This window comes from Caballeronia sp. KNU42, from assembly GCF_053760385.1.
On the sequence record NZ_CM132388.1, the window covers coordinates 2031287 to 2046917 of the forward strand.

At 56.0% G+C, this 15631-nt stretch carries 10 protein-coding genes and 1 pseudogene; 3 read left to right on the forward strand and 8 right to left on the reverse strand.

Annotated features, from left to right (window positions below):
* Positions 1 to 322: 322 nt before the first annotated feature.
* Both ACSOSP_RS09075 and ACSOSP_RS09080 read right to left on the reverse strand, forming a co-directional pair.
* Complete coding sequence (locus tag ACSOSP_RS09075; protein ID WP_455310711.1) at positions 323 to 1864, reverse strand: N,N-dimethylformamidase beta subunit family domain-containing protein; 1542 nt, start codon at positions 1862 to 1864, stop codon at positions 323 to 325.
* A 26-nt stretch (positions 1865 to 1890) separates the two neighbouring features.
* Positions 1891 to 2973: a glycosyltransferase family 2 protein gene (locus tag ACSOSP_RS09080; RefSeq protein WP_455310712.1), complete on the reverse strand. Its 1083-nt coding sequence runs from the start codon at positions 2971 to 2973 to the stop codon at positions 1891 to 1893.
* 569 nt (positions 2974 to 3542) lie between these two features.
* On the opposite strand from ACSOSP_RS09080, the gene ACSOSP_RS09085 reads away from it, so the two are divergent.
* Both ACSOSP_RS09085 and ACSOSP_RS09090 read left to right on the forward strand, forming a co-directional pair.
* Positions 3543 to 4391, forward strand: a complete 849-nt coding sequence (locus ACSOSP_RS09085; RefSeq protein WP_455310713.1) for a phytanoyl-CoA dioxygenase family protein — start codon at positions 3543 to 3545, stop codon at positions 4389 to 4391.
* A gap of 433 nt (positions 4392 to 4824) precedes the next feature.
* Positions 4825 to 6069: an acyltransferase family protein gene (locus ACSOSP_RS09090; protein ID WP_455310906.1), complete on the forward strand. Its 1245-nt coding sequence runs from the start codon at positions 4825 to 4827 to the stop codon at positions 6067 to 6069.
* An 11-nt stretch (positions 6070 to 6080) separates the two neighbouring features.
* Here the strand turns inward: ACSOSP_RS09090 and ACSOSP_RS09095 are convergent, their stop codons facing one another.
* Together ACSOSP_RS09095 and ACSOSP_RS09100 are read right to left on the reverse strand one after the other, a co-directional pair.
* Positions 6081 to 6452, reverse strand: coding sequence for a ligand-binding protein SH3 (locus ACSOSP_RS09095; RefSeq protein ID WP_455310714.1), 372 nt, complete (start codon positions 6450 to 6452; stop codon positions 6081 to 6083).
* Between the two features lie 20 nt (positions 6453 to 6472).
* Positions 6473 to 7897 carry a UbiA family prenyltransferase gene (locus tag ACSOSP_RS09100; RefSeq protein ID WP_455310715.1) on the reverse strand — a complete coding sequence of 475 codons (1425 nt, stop codon included), beginning with the start codon at positions 7895 to 7897 and terminating at the stop codon, positions 6473 to 6475.
* Positions 7898 to 8117: 220 nt separating this feature from the next.
* On the opposite strand from ACSOSP_RS09100, the gene ACSOSP_RS09105 reads away from it, so the two are divergent.
* Positions 8118 to 9335 (forward strand): hypothetical protein, encoded by a 1218-nt coding sequence (locus ACSOSP_RS09105; protein ID WP_455310716.1) that lies wholly within the window; start codon positions 8118 to 8120, stop codon positions 9333 to 9335.
* 58 nt (positions 9336 to 9393) lie between these two features.
* Here ACSOSP_RS09105 and ACSOSP_RS09110 read toward each other — a convergent pair.
* The 4 genes and pseudogenes from ACSOSP_RS09110 to ACSOSP_RS09125 form a co-directional block, all read right to left on the reverse strand.
* Positions 9394 to 10118 (reverse strand): annotated as a pseudogene (locus ACSOSP_RS09110) (polysaccharide biosynthesis protein); the annotation flags it as partial.
* Positions 10119 to 12309: 2191 nt separating this feature from the next.
* Positions 12310 to 13185, reverse strand: coding sequence for a hypothetical protein (locus tag ACSOSP_RS09115; protein WP_455310717.1), 876 nt, complete (start codon positions 13183 to 13185; stop codon positions 12310 to 12312).
* 27 nt (positions 13186 to 13212) lie between these two features.
* Complete coding sequence (locus tag ACSOSP_RS09120; protein ID WP_455310718.1) at positions 13213 to 14268, reverse strand: Fic family protein; 1056 nt, start codon at positions 14266 to 14268, stop codon at positions 13213 to 13215.
* Positions 14269 to 14953: 685 nt separating this feature from the next.
* Positions 14954 to 15553 (reverse strand): hypothetical protein, encoded by a 600-nt coding sequence (locus tag ACSOSP_RS09125; protein ID WP_455310719.1) that lies wholly within the window; start codon positions 15551 to 15553, stop codon positions 14954 to 14956.
* Positions 15554 to 15631: the final 78 nt, after the last annotated feature.

A 15631-nucleotide genomic window follows, 5' to 3' on the forward strand; every position in this document is an offset into this window, starting at 1 on the left:
GGCCGAACTAAAAGCGATTCGAGTTCACTGGCGCCGATCAACAGCACTGTGCTGAATCCGTTGCGTTCGGTATGCGTGGGCCAATTCGCGCTATCGAGCGCGCCCACGACGACCTTCGACTCATGGTGAATCGTATAGGTGTGAGAAATCGACGAATGTACGGCGACGCACGCTAGGATAATTACGCCTAATTTGCACCCACTATTCCGCCACGCCAGCGGCGAACGAGAGGCAAATTGGTCCCGGCCGGTCAGGCGCGACGGCGGTAAAGGGAGATTTCAGGGGGCTGTCAGCAACGTGACAATACTGTTGCGCGCGGGTATCAGATTGCGGCAGTATCGTCGACCGCAGGGGTTTCGGTCGCCTCGCGCGGGGCGCTTGTGTTGTCCTGATGCGACGCACCATCGAACGAGAGGCCGATGAACCGGCGCACCACATTGCGCGTAATCCGCTGCACGACAAGATTGCTTTTGGCCTGGGTGTCGAGCAACACCCTCGCCCAGTCCGTCGTTGCGCTGTTGAATACCTGGCCTTCGCTCGGCGTGCCCGCCGGGTTCTTTGGGCGGAACATGCCGAAAGAGCCGGTTCCGCCCATCTCCCAACCGGTGAGTTGCCGGGTGGTGGCGAGTGTCTCGAAGCCATTGTGCGGCGCGTCTGTCGGCAGGCCGTCGACTTCGTAACCGACCAGGCGTTCGTCGGCGCCAAAGGTCTCGCCTTTTTTCAGTCCGGTGCCCGCGAATACCCAATGTTCAGGTTGCGTGACCGTAAAGCCGATTGCGTCGCGCTTGCGGTTTATCCAGCCGCCGCGCCAGCGTTTCCACCTGCCGTAGTGACCGCCTCCGTAGGTGTAGCTCAGGCCGATCAGGTGGCGTTCGTTTCCGCATGCCCGTGGGTCGTCGTTCGGCTTTTCCGTCAGCAAGTCCCAGTCGCCGGCGAGCTTGCGCATGCTGATAGGGTTGCCTTCGGCGTCGCAGGTGAAGCTCACGGGCCGGTAGCAGGTGTTGCCGCTGAACACGGCGAGATTGCCGCCCTGTTCGACGAAGTGCGCCACGTGCTCGCGCATTTCGTGGCTCCAGTACTCGTGGTGGCCGACGCTCAGCATGCAGCGATATTTCGTGAGATCGAGCGCGCTTCTCTCATGCAGATCGAGATCGGTATAGAAATCGCATGCGATGCCTTCCGCCCGCAGCCAGCGAATGAACTTGGCGTCCCAATGCAAGAACTGCTGGCGCGGCGAGGCGGGATCGTAGGGATCGACAGGCTCGCCGAGCTGCGCGCCGAAGCCCCCGCCCGGACGGCGCAAGCTTACTTGCATGGCGGCCGGACGGCGATGGATCGGGTCGTTGTAGTAGCAGCCGCCGCCAATGGAGTTGTACGCGTGATAGGTTGCGACCGGCACGATGTACGCGATTGGCGCAGAGGGAGTTCGCGGGCGCGCAACGACAAGCGCCATGCTGTCGCTCGCGGGCGGCGCGCCGGACACCGGCTTGCGGGCAAGGCAACGGCGCCCGGTTTCGTCACGCGGCTTGCCCGCCGCCGTGACTTCATAGGCGACGGCCACGTAGGCGCCGCTTGAAAGCGCTTGGTGAGCGGGCACATCCGGCCGGATGCGGATGGTCGGCCAGTTCCAGTCATGGTCGAACGGCGCAGCGTCGTTGCCGTCTGCCGATTCGAACACGTAATGGCCGTCCACCAGCGTCGCTTTCACATTCTGCTGACCCTCAACCACCACGCCGCTGCAGAACAACAGCAGTTCGCCACCCGCCTGCTGATAAACCGCCACCCCGAAGCGGCGCTTCGGTTGCACCGCAAGTTCAAAGGATTCACCGGCAGTGAAACTCGTGTGGATCGGGTAAATCTGCATGATCAGTTTCCGAAGGACAAAGCCGCTCAGCGGCTGCTGGCTGTCGCACGCGGCGATAGACCCGCCTGCGGCTCGGGCTGGATGATCCGCGGCGCCTGGCGCGATGGCCTGAGCTGAAGGCCGAATGTGTGCTTGACGAGTTGCTTGGCCTGAAAGACCCGCCGATCGATAAAGATCCGGGACCGATAATGCAGCGCCGGAAGCGTCCCGGCGCCCCGCGTGGCCGCGAAGCGGCGGTAGCGCTCGGCTATATCGTCGATCATCTTCATCGATTCGCGCAACGCGTTCCCTGGTACGCGTGACGCCTCGATGCACGTATAGCGAAACGACTTCTGGAAGATCGCCAGCCAGTAGGTGTCTAGTGTCCCGATGGCGCCGGCTTCGCAGCGTGCAAGCGCTTCATCTGCACAGAGCGCAATGCCCGTCAGCGAATGCAGCGTGGCGCGCTGCGTGATGCTGCCGGCGCGGCGCCGGTAATAATAGAGCTCGTCGGCGAGACGATACAGCGTGCGGGCGCGCGTATAGATGAACGGAATCGTAGCGACGTCCTCGTATACCCGGCCGACTGGAAAGTCGACACCGTCCCATAGTTCGCGCCGGTAAACGCGCGCGACGGGAAATGCCTGGAAGACCTTGGCAAACTCCATGAGTGCAGGAGCATCGCACGGGCGCTTGCCGAGCGTTGCTGGGTCCACGAGTTGCATGCGGTCGATCTGCATGCCGTCCGTATTGACGATCCCAAGATTGAATTCGATGATATCGGCGGAGTCGGCGGTAAGCAGCGGCAGGATTTTTTCAGAGAAACGCACGTCCCAGACATCGTCCGCGTCGAGAAAGCCGATATACGGACATGTTGCGCACGCGATGCCTGCATTGCGCGCCGCGCTCACGCCGAGGTTTTCCTGATGGATCACCTTGATATGACGGCCGGCCTCGGTTTCTTGCACTGCCCGGATTCGTTCGAGCGTGTGATCCGTTGAGCCGTCGTCCACCACAATGAGCTCGATTTCGTCTGCTCGCGATTGATGCAATACGGATGTGATTGATGCGCCGATGAAATGCTCGACGTTGTATGCGGGAATTACGATCGACAACAACGCTTTTTGCATGGTTTTCTCTTCCTCGCAGTCTGTCAAACAGCCTGTTTGCTCGTTTTGGCGCGACGTCCGGATTGCTTCCGATGCCCCTTGCGAAAATGCGCGATGTCAATGGCAATCGCCCAGATTCTTACACACAGTAAGAAGTCTAGCCAGCATTTGTAATAGGAGATGTGCGGCACCCAACGTTAAATCGATTCGTACGAAATTTCGTACGCTATCCATATGGATGCCGAATTAAAGTCTGGAGGCTGAGCACAGGTTGCAAGCCCCTGACGTATCTCGCACATCCACCTTATTCACGGAATGCATAAATATAACGATCTATTTGGGGATTTCCCTAAGGCGACGCGTGGCAATTAGCTGTCAGGTCGCAGCCGGATGACGGGGCGCTCGGAATGGCGGGGATTGTCACATCGAAAATGAAGCCTTATGCGATGAATCGCACGGAGTGGTGCTTTTTATCATGGTCTAGTGATAACAAATCTAACTAGAACCAGGGGCATATTTTGAAGCACGATACGACCACCGCCGCTGCCTTGTCACCGAGCCAAAAAGAACGCTTCTGGAAAGACGGCTTTATGAAGCTGGAGCAGGTAGCCGACCTTAAGGAGCTTGCCGCGGTGCGCCGGGTGGGGCAACGCTTGCTGTCGGACAAATCAGGCTTCCGGGAAGGGTTGCTTTTCGACTTTTATCCCGAGCATACCGAGTTCGACGAGCCGAAGCTCGCGCAGTTGCACCATCCATCGATGTTTGAACGCGGCCTCGCTGAGACGGAAATACGCCGCGCAGCGCACCGGATCGCGCAGCAATTGCTCGGCGACAAGGCGCGCTTCGTCAGCGACAGCTTCTTCTTCAAACCGGCCCATACCGACGCGGTGACGCCGTGGCATCAAGACGAAGCGTTCACCGATCCGAGCATTGAATACCGCGAGATCAACCTCTGGTTTCCGCTGCAGGATGTGTCGCTGGTGAACGGCTGCCTTCAGTTTATTCAGGGCTCGCATCTCGGCCCCGTGCTGCCGCACCAGCCGATTGGCGGCGACCCGACCACGCACGGCCTTGAATGTATCGAAGGCTTCGATCCCGCCAGCGCGGTAGTCTGTCCGCTCGCGGTCGGCGGCTGCACGATTCATGCGGGGCGCACTTTGCATCACGCGGGCCCTAACGAATCTGACGCGCCACGTTACGCGTACGCAATGGTGTTTGGCCTGCCACGACGCGCGGCGACCACCGTGCGCTCGTTCCCATGGCACACCAACCGCATGCTGTCGCGCGGCAAGCGCGTAAGCGAGTCTCGCTCCCGCGGCGGCTTCCTGCCCTACCTGTATCGGAAATTGCGAGAGTTCGATCCCACGAGTCCATATGAGTGGCGTCTCGCAGCGCGTCGTCTTGCCAAGCTCGCGCGGCGCCAGCGTGGAGCTGAATAAGCGGCGGCTAGAGTTAAGCGCGGGCTCGCGCTACCGGTAGCCTGCCGGTAGCTTGCGAATGCCCGCCGCTGCTGGACGGAACACGTTTCGCTTATCGTCATCAGTAAGGTCTGCTATCCATACGCGCAAAGCTGACATGTGTACGCAAGCTCGTCAGGGCCCGCAATCCGGTGTTGCAATAGTGCAGCGCTGGATGGCGCTGCTCTGGTTCGCCCGTGCTTGAACCTCTATTCGGTACGGTACTGAATTCCAGGATCCGCGGAGCTACGATGCGCCCGCATGCCGGTCGTGCGGGTAGCGTACGCATTTCGGCAGACCACCTGCCCGTAGCACGTTTTCAACCGCGACCAGGGTACTAAGCCGTGAGAATTGGTCCGATCGGGATGAACGTTCTTTAATAAGGAGAACTTCGTTGAAGACGACAGCCGGAGTAATGCCGCATCGGATGTCTCACATCGATGCGATTCGCGCCGTGGCAGTCCTGCTTGTAATGTGGACCCATTTAGCTGTTAACTTCGCTCCGATTGCCGGTTCCGAGCAATGGTTAAATGCGGCACAGTACTATGGCAACTTCGGACGTATCGGCGTCGTGATATTTTTCGCGCTGAGCGGATTTCTCATACCAAACAGCTTGAACGGCCCCGTCGGCCCGGGCACGCGCCAATTCCTCATTCGCCGGTTCCTCCGCCTCTATCCGACGTACTGGTTATCCATACCGATTGGCTTCTTTGCATACTGGATGCTTCTCGGTATGCATATGGACATTGCAGGGTGGCTAGCGAACGCGACCATGCTTCCGGACGCGCTCGGCCAAACCCCAATGATGCCCCACTACTGGACGCTGGAAACCGAGCTGGCATTTTATGTCCTGTGCCTCGGATTATTCTGGCTAGGCGGAATCCAGCGGATGCGCGTCCTGTGCATCGTTTGCGCCGCATTGAGTGCGGCGTTCGTCGTTACGTCCGCCCTTCATGTCATTCCTGCACATGCCTTGGGTCAGTACAAAGGCATGCTCTACCATCTGTCAATCATGTTCTGGGGCGCCTGCTTCCGCAAAGCATACGACCACCCTGAGGAACGCGTGGTGCTCGGATTGCCTCGCGTGCGGGCGCTGCGCGCAGACTGCTCCTACAAGCGAGCGTTCCTGGGCGTCACTGCGGTCGTAGTCTTCGTTTCACTGTTGATCGGCGCGGTCACGTTCAAACAGCATGATGTTTCGCACATGATCGAGTCGTTCAGCTACCTGGCCGCATTGGCGATCTTCAGCGTACTGGCGACCGCCTGCAAAATCCATCTGCGGTTTTTTGCGTGGCTCGGCAAAATCAGCTATTCGATGTACCTGCTACACGGCATACCGATCTACGTGATCGTCTGGTTGTGCGGCCGCGAAGGCTGGAAAGGCGCCCCGCTCGCTCTCTATATGATTCCCGCAGCAGTGTTGGCGGTTGGTCTGTCGTGGCTGAGCTTCAGCGCAGTTGAAGCTCCGTGCATCTGGCTCGCGCATGCGCTGACGTCCACTCGGCGGGCGAAAGCGTCCGACGCCCTCCATGCCGGCGAAACAGCACAAGAAAATTGGCCGAGGGTGGCCGCGACTCGCCTGGAAAATTTATTGCCCGAGTCTGAGCAGGGTTCAGGCGACGCACCGCCTATGTCCGGTATTGAGGGCAACGCGCTCTGATCCGGATAACGTCAGGGACGAACGGGCGAAGCCGCGGGAAGATACAAGAGGAGGACACTGGCGAGCAGAAGCGTCGCTCCCGCTACGGTACGCAGCGATATCGCCTCGCCGGAAACGAAGCCGAACAGCAAGATCTCCAGAATCGTTACTGCGACCATCAACGGATACGCGACGCTGAGTTCGACGCGTTTGAGCGCCAGCGCATAAAACGCGAAACCTGCGCCATATGCGCCAATTGCGGCTAGCCGCAAAATCAGCGGTCGACCGGCAAGACCCAATATCAGCACGTCACTCTGAACGGCGGTTACTTGCCCGGCCACACGCAACAAGATACTGGCCAGCGCGCTACAGGTACCACTTAGCAAGAGAAAGAAAAAGGGCATGGGAAGCAATAGGGATCCGATCAAATAGCGGCGATGACGGTCGCGACGCAAAGGCCAATGACAAGCAGACTGAGCCGGTCCTTGATGGCGAACACGATCGGATCGTCGTGCATTTGGCCACGGAACGCAAGCATCCAGACACGGCTGATCCAGTACAGCAACAGGCCGAACAGGAACCAGAGGGCTTGTTGATGACGATAGAGCGTGCTGACTTCGGAGGAGTTCATGTAGAGCGCAAGCACGAGCACCGCGTTATATCCCGAAGCGGTACCAAAAGAACGCAAGATTCCCAAGTCCTGGGTGATATAGCCGCGCCCTGCTGCCGCGCCTTCACCGTCTCGTGCCAGTAACGCATTCAGTTCCGTGTACCGCTTGACCATTGCAAGGCTCAGGAAGATCAGCACCGAGAACATGATCAGCCAGTACGAAAGTGGAATCCCATCGGCCGCTCCACCCGCGACAATGCGCGCGGTGTAAAGCGCTGCGAGCGTAAAGACGTCGACCAGCATCATGCGCTTGAGGCTGAACGAGTAGGCGAGCGTCGTGATGAAATAGGCGCCCAGCACCAGCCCGAATTCCAGCGGCAGAAACACCGCAAGGCTGGCTCCTGCGACCAGAAGCCCAAGGGTAAGGAAAATGCCGAACTTCAGTGACAACTGACCCGACGCGAACGGCCGGTTGCGCTTGCGGGCGTGACGCCGGTCGGCATCGAGATCGAGCATATCGTTTAGCAAATACACGGACGACGCGCAGAAGCAAAAGGCCATGAAGGCGATGCCCTCGGCCTTCAGCGAATTGATGTCCGTGAAACGATGCGACGCCAGCAACGGCACGAAGATGAGCAGGTTCTTGACCCACTGATGAACCCGCATCTCCTTGAGGAGGAGACGCGCAAACGAGCGCTTCTGCTCAAAGAAAAGAATTGTAGTGTTGACCTTCTGCGCCGCGGCAGCAATATGCCGGCTTCCGACTACGATCGCCCGGCGTGCCTGTTTCCAAACCGCCACGTCGCACAGCGCGTTGCCGCAGTAATCGAAGCCTTGCACCCCGAACTCCGCCGACAGCGCGCCGGCTTTGTTGGCGCCGGACAGATTACGCCGCTCGTTACTCGCCATGACACCTTTGAAGAAACCGAAGTGCTTGGCGACCTGTTCCGCGAATTGTTGATTCGATGCAGTGCAAAGGTACAGGTCGCGCCCGCTCGACTGCTCCTCGCGCAAGAACTCGACCAGACGCGCATCGTAGGGTAGCAACGAGACGTCGATTGCCACGCGTGAAGCAATCTGTGCTTTCAGGTTAGCCTTGCCTCGCAGAAGCCACACGATGCAGTAAAACACATACAGTGGATTCTTTTTAAACAGCACAAGAAAAGACTCGACCAGGAGATCGGTGCAAGTCAGCGTGCCATCGAGATCAACACAAAGTGGAACGCCTGCATTCGCCATGCTTCACCTCTTAACCATCGTCGGTGGTTTTTGTATGCCGACGCAGTAAGTGCTCGGGCTATCGCTCCGGCTATGAAAATCTGCTTTGCCTGAATGACCATCAAATCTTACGCGGCGTATTTTTTCTAACGGTGCGGTAGACCACCTTCATGGTCCTAAAAATCGGACAATATGCGTTGGACGTTCTTTCTTCTGCCCGATTATTCCGGTGTGGAGCCCTTTGGAGCGCGCGGCTAAAAACAGTCGCGCAAGATCCCGGCGCTTTGCCAGCAATCCCAACCTGTTAGAGGAAGCCTTGCTCAACGAACCACTTTCCCGTCCAGGCGTCCGCTGGATAGTGCTTGTTTTCGTCTATTTCGTAGTGGCTTCAGCCTCGTATTGCGGCTACTTCACCAAGTGGCAGTTTCGTGACGAGCTGCCTGAATATGCGCTTCCAGGAATGCTTGACGGAACCACCGAGCGCCCGTTTGTGTATCGGCAATTGCTACCCGTGATTGCCAACGGGATTGAGCGTGCGCTGCCGGACGGAATCAAGAATCGCGTCAATACACTCTTGTTCGACGATAACCGCTTCCACCATCCGATTGCGTGGTTTTACCCAAATGCCACCGATGCACGCAATCCCCAATACGCGCTGCGCTATTACCTGATTTACGGATTGTCGTTCACCGCTCTGCTGCTGGCGATGTTCGCCCTGCGCGCAGTTTGCATTGATATGCAGTCCAATCGGATCGCGGCCACATTGGCGCCCATGGCTTTCGCGCTGATCCTGCCGCTTATCCTGACGAATGGCGCTTATTTTTACGATCTGCCGGAGCTCCTTTTCATGGCGCTCGCGGTCTGGTTTTCGCTAAGAGGGAAGGTGTGGTGGCTGGTCTTGATAACTTTACCGGCAACCCTGAACAAGGAGACTTTTCTCGTTTTCGTCCTGACCTTGTACCCGTTTTTGCGCGCCAGGCTTTCGACTAAAACCACGCTAAAGGTCCAGTTTGTATTAGTCGCCATTGCTGCAGCCGTCAACGCGGCGATTAAACTGAAATACGCACACAACGGCGGCGGCGTAGTTCAAATTCACCTGATGGACAATCTCCATTACATGGTTCTTCCGTCGAGTTACCTGCGCTTCGAATACAACTACGGCTTATTGATGACCAAGGGCTTTAACCTGATCAACGTATTCATTGTGGCAGTGCTGGTGCGCACCGCATGGAGCAAACTCTCGCCGGCGCTGCGACAGCATTTGCTGATCGCCGTCCTGATCAACGTACCGCTGCTATTGGCGTTTGGCTACCATGAGGAGTTGCGCAACCTGAGCATGCTGAATGTCGGGTTCGTGATCATTCTGTGCGTCAACATTGCGGCATATCTGGACCGCGGTTATCGCGCGGTACCTGCAGTCACGGATTCCGTAGGTGCACGCCCGACGGCGCCATCATGAATCGGCGAACGAAGTTGGGTGATGCATTTATCAGATTGATCAGATCGCCCAGACAGAGTCAACCGGTCTGAACCGACTGCACGCTCTGCAACTTCGGCGGCATGGTCGTCTGATACTCCGGCACCCAGCGACGCAGGTCAGGCCGCACTTCTTCGCCAACGAGCACCCGATGCTGCATTAGCCACGGCAGCAGTTCATCGAGGAAGTGATCCGGCACTTCGCGCGCCTGCGTGATCCGGAGTTTTGGATGCGGCGTGCGGGTGGTCGTTTCATCGTCGGCGAGCAACTCTCCATACAGCTTCTCGCCTGGCCGCAAGCCCGTGAACACGATCCGGATCTGCTCCTCCGAGAATCCATACAAGCGGATCAAATCGCGCGCCAGATCCACGATCCGCACCGGCTCGCCCATATCCAGGATAAAGATCTCGCCGCCACGGCCCATGCTCGACGCCTGCAACACCAGTTGTGCAGCTTCGGGAATCGTCATGAAGAAGCGCGTGATCTCCGGATGCGTGATCGTCACCGGGCCGCCTTTGGCAATCTGCTGCTGGAACTTCGGGATCACGCTGCCCGCGCTGCCCAGCACGTTGCCAAATCGCACCGTCTCGAACTGCGTGCGTGGTGAAGTCTGCTGCAACGCCTGACAAGATGATTGCCGCTGCCCAGACAAGCCATCTCAGCCAAACGCTTGCTTGCACCCATCACGGTGGTCGGGTTGACGGCTTTATCGGTGGAGATCAGCACAAAATGGCTGACCTGATGACGGATTGCTACGTGCGCCACTGTGGGCGAAGGCTGCAACATCGCCGAACCGATCATCACAATCAGCGCGCCGCTAGCAACCCCGTTGGAAATCCGCGGCAGAGCAGGCGAGTTCACCAACACTTACATGGCGCGATATAGCCCGATCACGCGGACCACTACTGCGTAAGCGGGCAACACCCACATCAGCGCTAAAAGTGCGCTAAGCGCGAAGTCAGCGGCATGGCTCCATCACACCCGACTGCATAAGCTGGCGACCACGTACCGGCGACCACTCATACATCGAACTCAATGCACTGACTGACAACTACGAAGCTTCATACCAAATAATTTTTGTGAACCCCTTGATGTGTCCCAAAAAACGAACGGCATTTCGCAAGGGTAAAACATTCGCCGACGCAATGCTTAAGCGTCTCCGGGCTTCCGTCTGGCGGAAGCGAACTCCTCATGAAGGATTACTGAAAGCTAAGGAACGGCACATTATGCTCGCACCATCGATTTCCAATTACATATGGCGAAAGCAAGCGATAAAGGAGCGCGGCTTGATCGTTAGTGATCGTGTATGCACCATCGCCGCATGCTAGATTTTGTCCAAATGAATAGGCACAAAAAACCCGCTCGGGCGCTCGACTACGGAACTATATGATGTCATTTACTTATAAAACGTGTCGCTTAGAATAAGGAATGATCCGACCGTGGCGATGGAGTAGGGATAACTCGAAACTCCATTTACAAAAAACGATATTCTCTAATACAATGAAGTAGCTAAAATTACACGTAGCCAATATAAAAAAGCGACCGGAATTCTACCCTTCTACCAAAAATATCCTCAGCAATCGATTTTCTTCGCACTCGTCCACCCTCCCTTCCTTGGTTAGCATGGTCAATCGCGATAAAGTGTTGACGCTTGCTTCCACACACGAAATTACAATCTCTTTACCGAAGAGCATCCACGCCTTAATAATCTGAATTCCAATCGATGCGACGCTTAACCAATCTGCGCAACATCGATTAACGTCTCGCAGCATGCTAGTGTCGATGAGAATCAACTATTCTTACAGATAATCTAATTTCCCCTACGCTGCAGGCACACCATAAAACAAGAATTGCAATTGATAATGATCATAAGGCAAATCTTCTAATCTCGATGCCGAATATAAGACGCGCCGAGTTCTAGATAGATGACTCATCATGTGACTATAGGATAAACAAATCATAATCTTGCGGAAACTGAGTGGCGTTGCACACTACGTTCGAACTTCTTTCCACGATCTTGCCACGGCTCTACCGCAATGAGAACAGTTAGATCGAACTCGGTTCCATTTTATTGACCGATGTTTGATCGTTTTGGTTCTCTTCAAACTTAGCAATTCAAACCACTGTCCATCCATGTTTTAAGAATTAAAAATACATTCAAAGTGGGGTATTTACATTTCTTGACGTAAAATTCAACAAAAATTCGATGATTTCTGCATTTTTTCTCTGCGTCATATTTTACACATCCTCTACTGCCTGATAAGCATTCCAAGTCGGATCGAATCCAACCGCATTCAAAATTGTCGTAAATTTTGATTTAAAGAATTCTGATGAAACAGTCTACTGCAGCCCGCAGGTCCAAAACCACTACGATCTAGCACTCTCACTTTTTGATGAGTCGATTGATTCTTCTTATCCTATTGGAGAAGATCCGTAGAGTGCGAAGCCAACGGAATGCCCTTGCTCCAGCGATTTCTTATAAGCAATATTATGCAAAAACCTGCGAAGATAGAGCGATCGATCTTGATTACTCTGGTCGTTTCAAATTCGCGTTTTCTTCGCGTCTTAGCGGTCACTCATAGCTACCGATGCCAATAAACATGCTGCCGGCTTCATAAAGAAAAGTCGACCTCGATCTGGTTCTAATCCCATAGATAACATTTTATACTCCACGCAACGCGCAGCATTTGTGCGGCGCACGAATTTAATAAAAACTTTAGACTTTCACGAATTCCTATTGTTTTTGAGGGTGTTGTTTTCCTCTCTTGAACGAAGAGAGGACCGATTTGGGCCGCCGACGCAACTGCCTTAGCCGCGCACCCGCTTTGCAGAGAAAAGAATAGCGCTTTAGCGAAGCATGTCCAAAGGGTCACTAGTTGCAGTGTGATAATCAATTAAGCGAGAAAATCGATCAATTCTATATCTGAAGATAGGCAGCCGATCGCCGGTGGACAGGTTACTCGCTCGGTACATTCTCGGGTCGGTCGCTCACGCCCCCCACCACTGTCACCATCGATACCGGTATGATGAAAAGGTGGTCTCTCGCAGATGGAACAAACCAGGCGCGCTGCTCAGTCCCATGCATTTTCAGTTCGGGCAACTCAGTGACATGCATGAAGCAGTGCACGTCGTGCTTTGCTACAACCGCATTTTCCAAGACCTCGCCCAGCAATCGGTCCTCCGCCTCTAACGCGCGTTTGAGAAATTTTATCTTCGCAACCGTACTACGCTTCGTCCGATCACCTGAAAGAGCGAATCGCCTTTTGAACGTCAGTACAAAAACGTTTGTTAGTTTCGCGATGGTCGCTTCACCGAAGTAGACCCGCTCCGCCCGAAAAGCCGGAAGGTAAGCAAACACTGGCAAACAGACGGTCCAGAAGGTTCCCTTTGTTCCTTTTCGGCTGATCCGCAACGGAACACGCTGGCGCAGCACGTCCGTCATTGTCAAATAACTCATTCCGACCGTGGTGAGAAAGCGCGTGGAGTCAGGTCGTGTCGAGTCCCGATCGGTCGGTTGCTCGTCGTCTCCATTATCGAAGAGTGCGTCTCGTTCGGTAGAACATTTCGCTAACTTCCGCTTCGTTCCTGGCGCTTCGGGTAACCAGATAAGCCCCTTTTCGCCAATGTTTACCGTGTGATCCCGATCAGCCAGTTCGTCAGACTCTGTTTCTTCGTCGTCCGGTTCATCCCAAGTGCATCCATCAATATGCGGGAACCTGATGTGTCGACGATAGTAAGGTGCTCGATGCCGGTCGCTCTGGAACGCATCGGGATCGAACGCATTGGGCCGGTCACACCCATGAACGAAAAAGACTTCTTGGACTGGGATCACAATCAGGAAGCATCCTTCCGAGCTGAATCATTTCATGCCAATGCCATACCATGCGCCACGCCCGCTGCCCTGCGGTTCCGGATGTTGTCTTTCGACCAGGTCGCGGAAGTGTTGCTTCAAGGTGTTGCGACTGCTACCGGTCAGCTTGATGGCCTCGGCCATGGTGATGCGTCCATGCTCGCGAGCGAACTCGACGATCTGTAAGGACAGTTCGGGTAGCGGTGCCAGCACGATTTTCTCGCGTTCGACTTTCTTCTCGAGCCGTCGCACCTGTTCGGCAAGTGTGCGAAGGAAAAACATCAGCCACGGTTGCCAGTTGGGAGCATCGCTGCGGATGGTTCCCTGCGTCTGGCGTAAGGCCAGATAGTAGACTTCCTTGTTCGCCTCGATGACGCTTTCCAGCGAGCTATACGGCACATAGGCGTATCCAGCCTGAAGCAGCAGCAACGTCGTCAGCACGCGACTGAGCCGCCCATTCCCATCCTGGAGCGGATGGATTTCCAGAAACACGACCACAAAAATGGAAACGATCAGCAGCGGGTGCAGGCGCGCTTTCGCGCGCTCATCGCTGACCCACGACACCAGTTCGGTCATCAGGCGCGGCGTGTCGAAAGGGGAAGCCGTTTCAAAGACGATGCCGATCTGTCCGCCATTTTCGTCAAAGGCGGCCACACTGTTGGTATTGGTCTTGTAGAGGCCCCTGTGCCATTCGTCCTTCAGACTGTACTGGAGCAGGATCTGATGCAGTTGCTTGATGTGGTTCTCGTTGAAGGGGATGTCCTGCCACGAACTAAGCATCAGGTCCATGACCTGGGCATACCCCGCCACTTCTTGCTCGTCTCTCGTTTCGAACTTCTGGATGGCCAGGTTCGACAGCACTTGTTCGACCTCCCGGTCGGTGAGCTTGCTGCCCTCGATGCGGGTCGACGAGCCGATGCTCTCGATGGTCGCCACCCGGCGCAGGGACGACAACCGGTCTGGTGCAAGCGTGCCCAAGGCACGCCACGCGCCTTTGAATTCGTCGATCAGGGCTATTAGGCCCAAAATCTCTGGTGTGATCTGAAGGGTGTCGGCTTTAAACATCAACCAATCTCACACCCATTTACACCCATTTCTGTAGCGCGGAATGGGCGTAAATGGGTGTGAGAATGAAACCGGTTTTGCTGATCCCGACAGAATGCGTCGAGCGTTTTTGCGAGCTTTCGGTCAACCACCCCAAGCTATTCGCCGCCACGCGCGTGGCCATGCAAGCGTTGACCCGGTCGTTAAATGTCGGCCGCTCATTGCCCGAAGCCTCGTCTGGGCATCACGTTCGCGAGAGCCGGTCTTGATAGCGCGTGCAAGCGCCGCTCTGAAACGCGCGGATCTTTCAGAAGGGGCTGAGTTGCCAGCTTTTTTTCGTCGAGTGGGAAACAGCTACCTTCCATTGCCACAGTTTTTAAAAATCCGCTGAAAGTGAGTGGCGGCTTTGCACGAATGACGTCACCCAGCAGCGCGAATGTCCCGCTCCGCGGCGATCTGCAGCGAACGTTGCTACGGCGAACTGAGGTCCGTTAGATGTCAGGGCCGCGTGGATCTTCAACGCTACTCGTGTCGGGTTCCACACGATATTGAAACTGTGCCAGGTTGGCTTTCGGTAGCGACAACGTTTGGAAGGTTCCGTCCGAGATGAGCGTCGCCGACATCGCGCGCGTGCAAGGCGACTTCGCTGCCGCCGCGCGACGTGCCACGTTCTGCGAGTTCTGCCTTGAGCAACCCGGCGGGCAACCTATTGCCGCTCCCTTCGCGTGTACGAGTACTGATGCGCGAGCCATGCCATCCCGGTTCCGTCCGCCGTGATGAAATGCTGGTCTTTCCTGTCCCGGTCAAGTCCCTGATGGCTGATGACCTCGTCCATTCGCAACATCTGGCCAGAGACTGCAACGCCCTCGCCAGGCAAGGCGAATGGCTCGAACGTGAGGGTGATATTGTCCGCATCGCCTCGCGCGAAGCTCCACGCCGGCATGATGCCGACTGCGGCGCGAGTATCCATCGATACATAATCCCACCGGCCTTCAACCCGATTGAAACTCAGATAGTCAATCCTCAGGATCGCCGCGCGGTCGTTGGTGGGATATAGGAATTCCTGCAGCATCGAGCCAATCAAGCGACGCTCGGCGACTAGTCCGGTCGTTGTCTCAGGCGGCGCTGACGGCGAACTCCACACCGTCTCGATCACGTCCCACAGACCCGTGCGCTCGACGAGCGTCTGATTCTCCGGACCGAGCTCGCTTAACCGTGTTGAAGCAGGGAGCGGCTTGGACTCAGCCATCCTGGCGACGAGCAAGGAGCTGAGCGTGACTCCCAGAAAATGCCGGCGATCGATCATGTCAATTCTCCAAAGTGACGTTTGAACTCGCTGATCTGAGTCGATCAACTATCGTATCGTCGATTTTTGAACTACAGT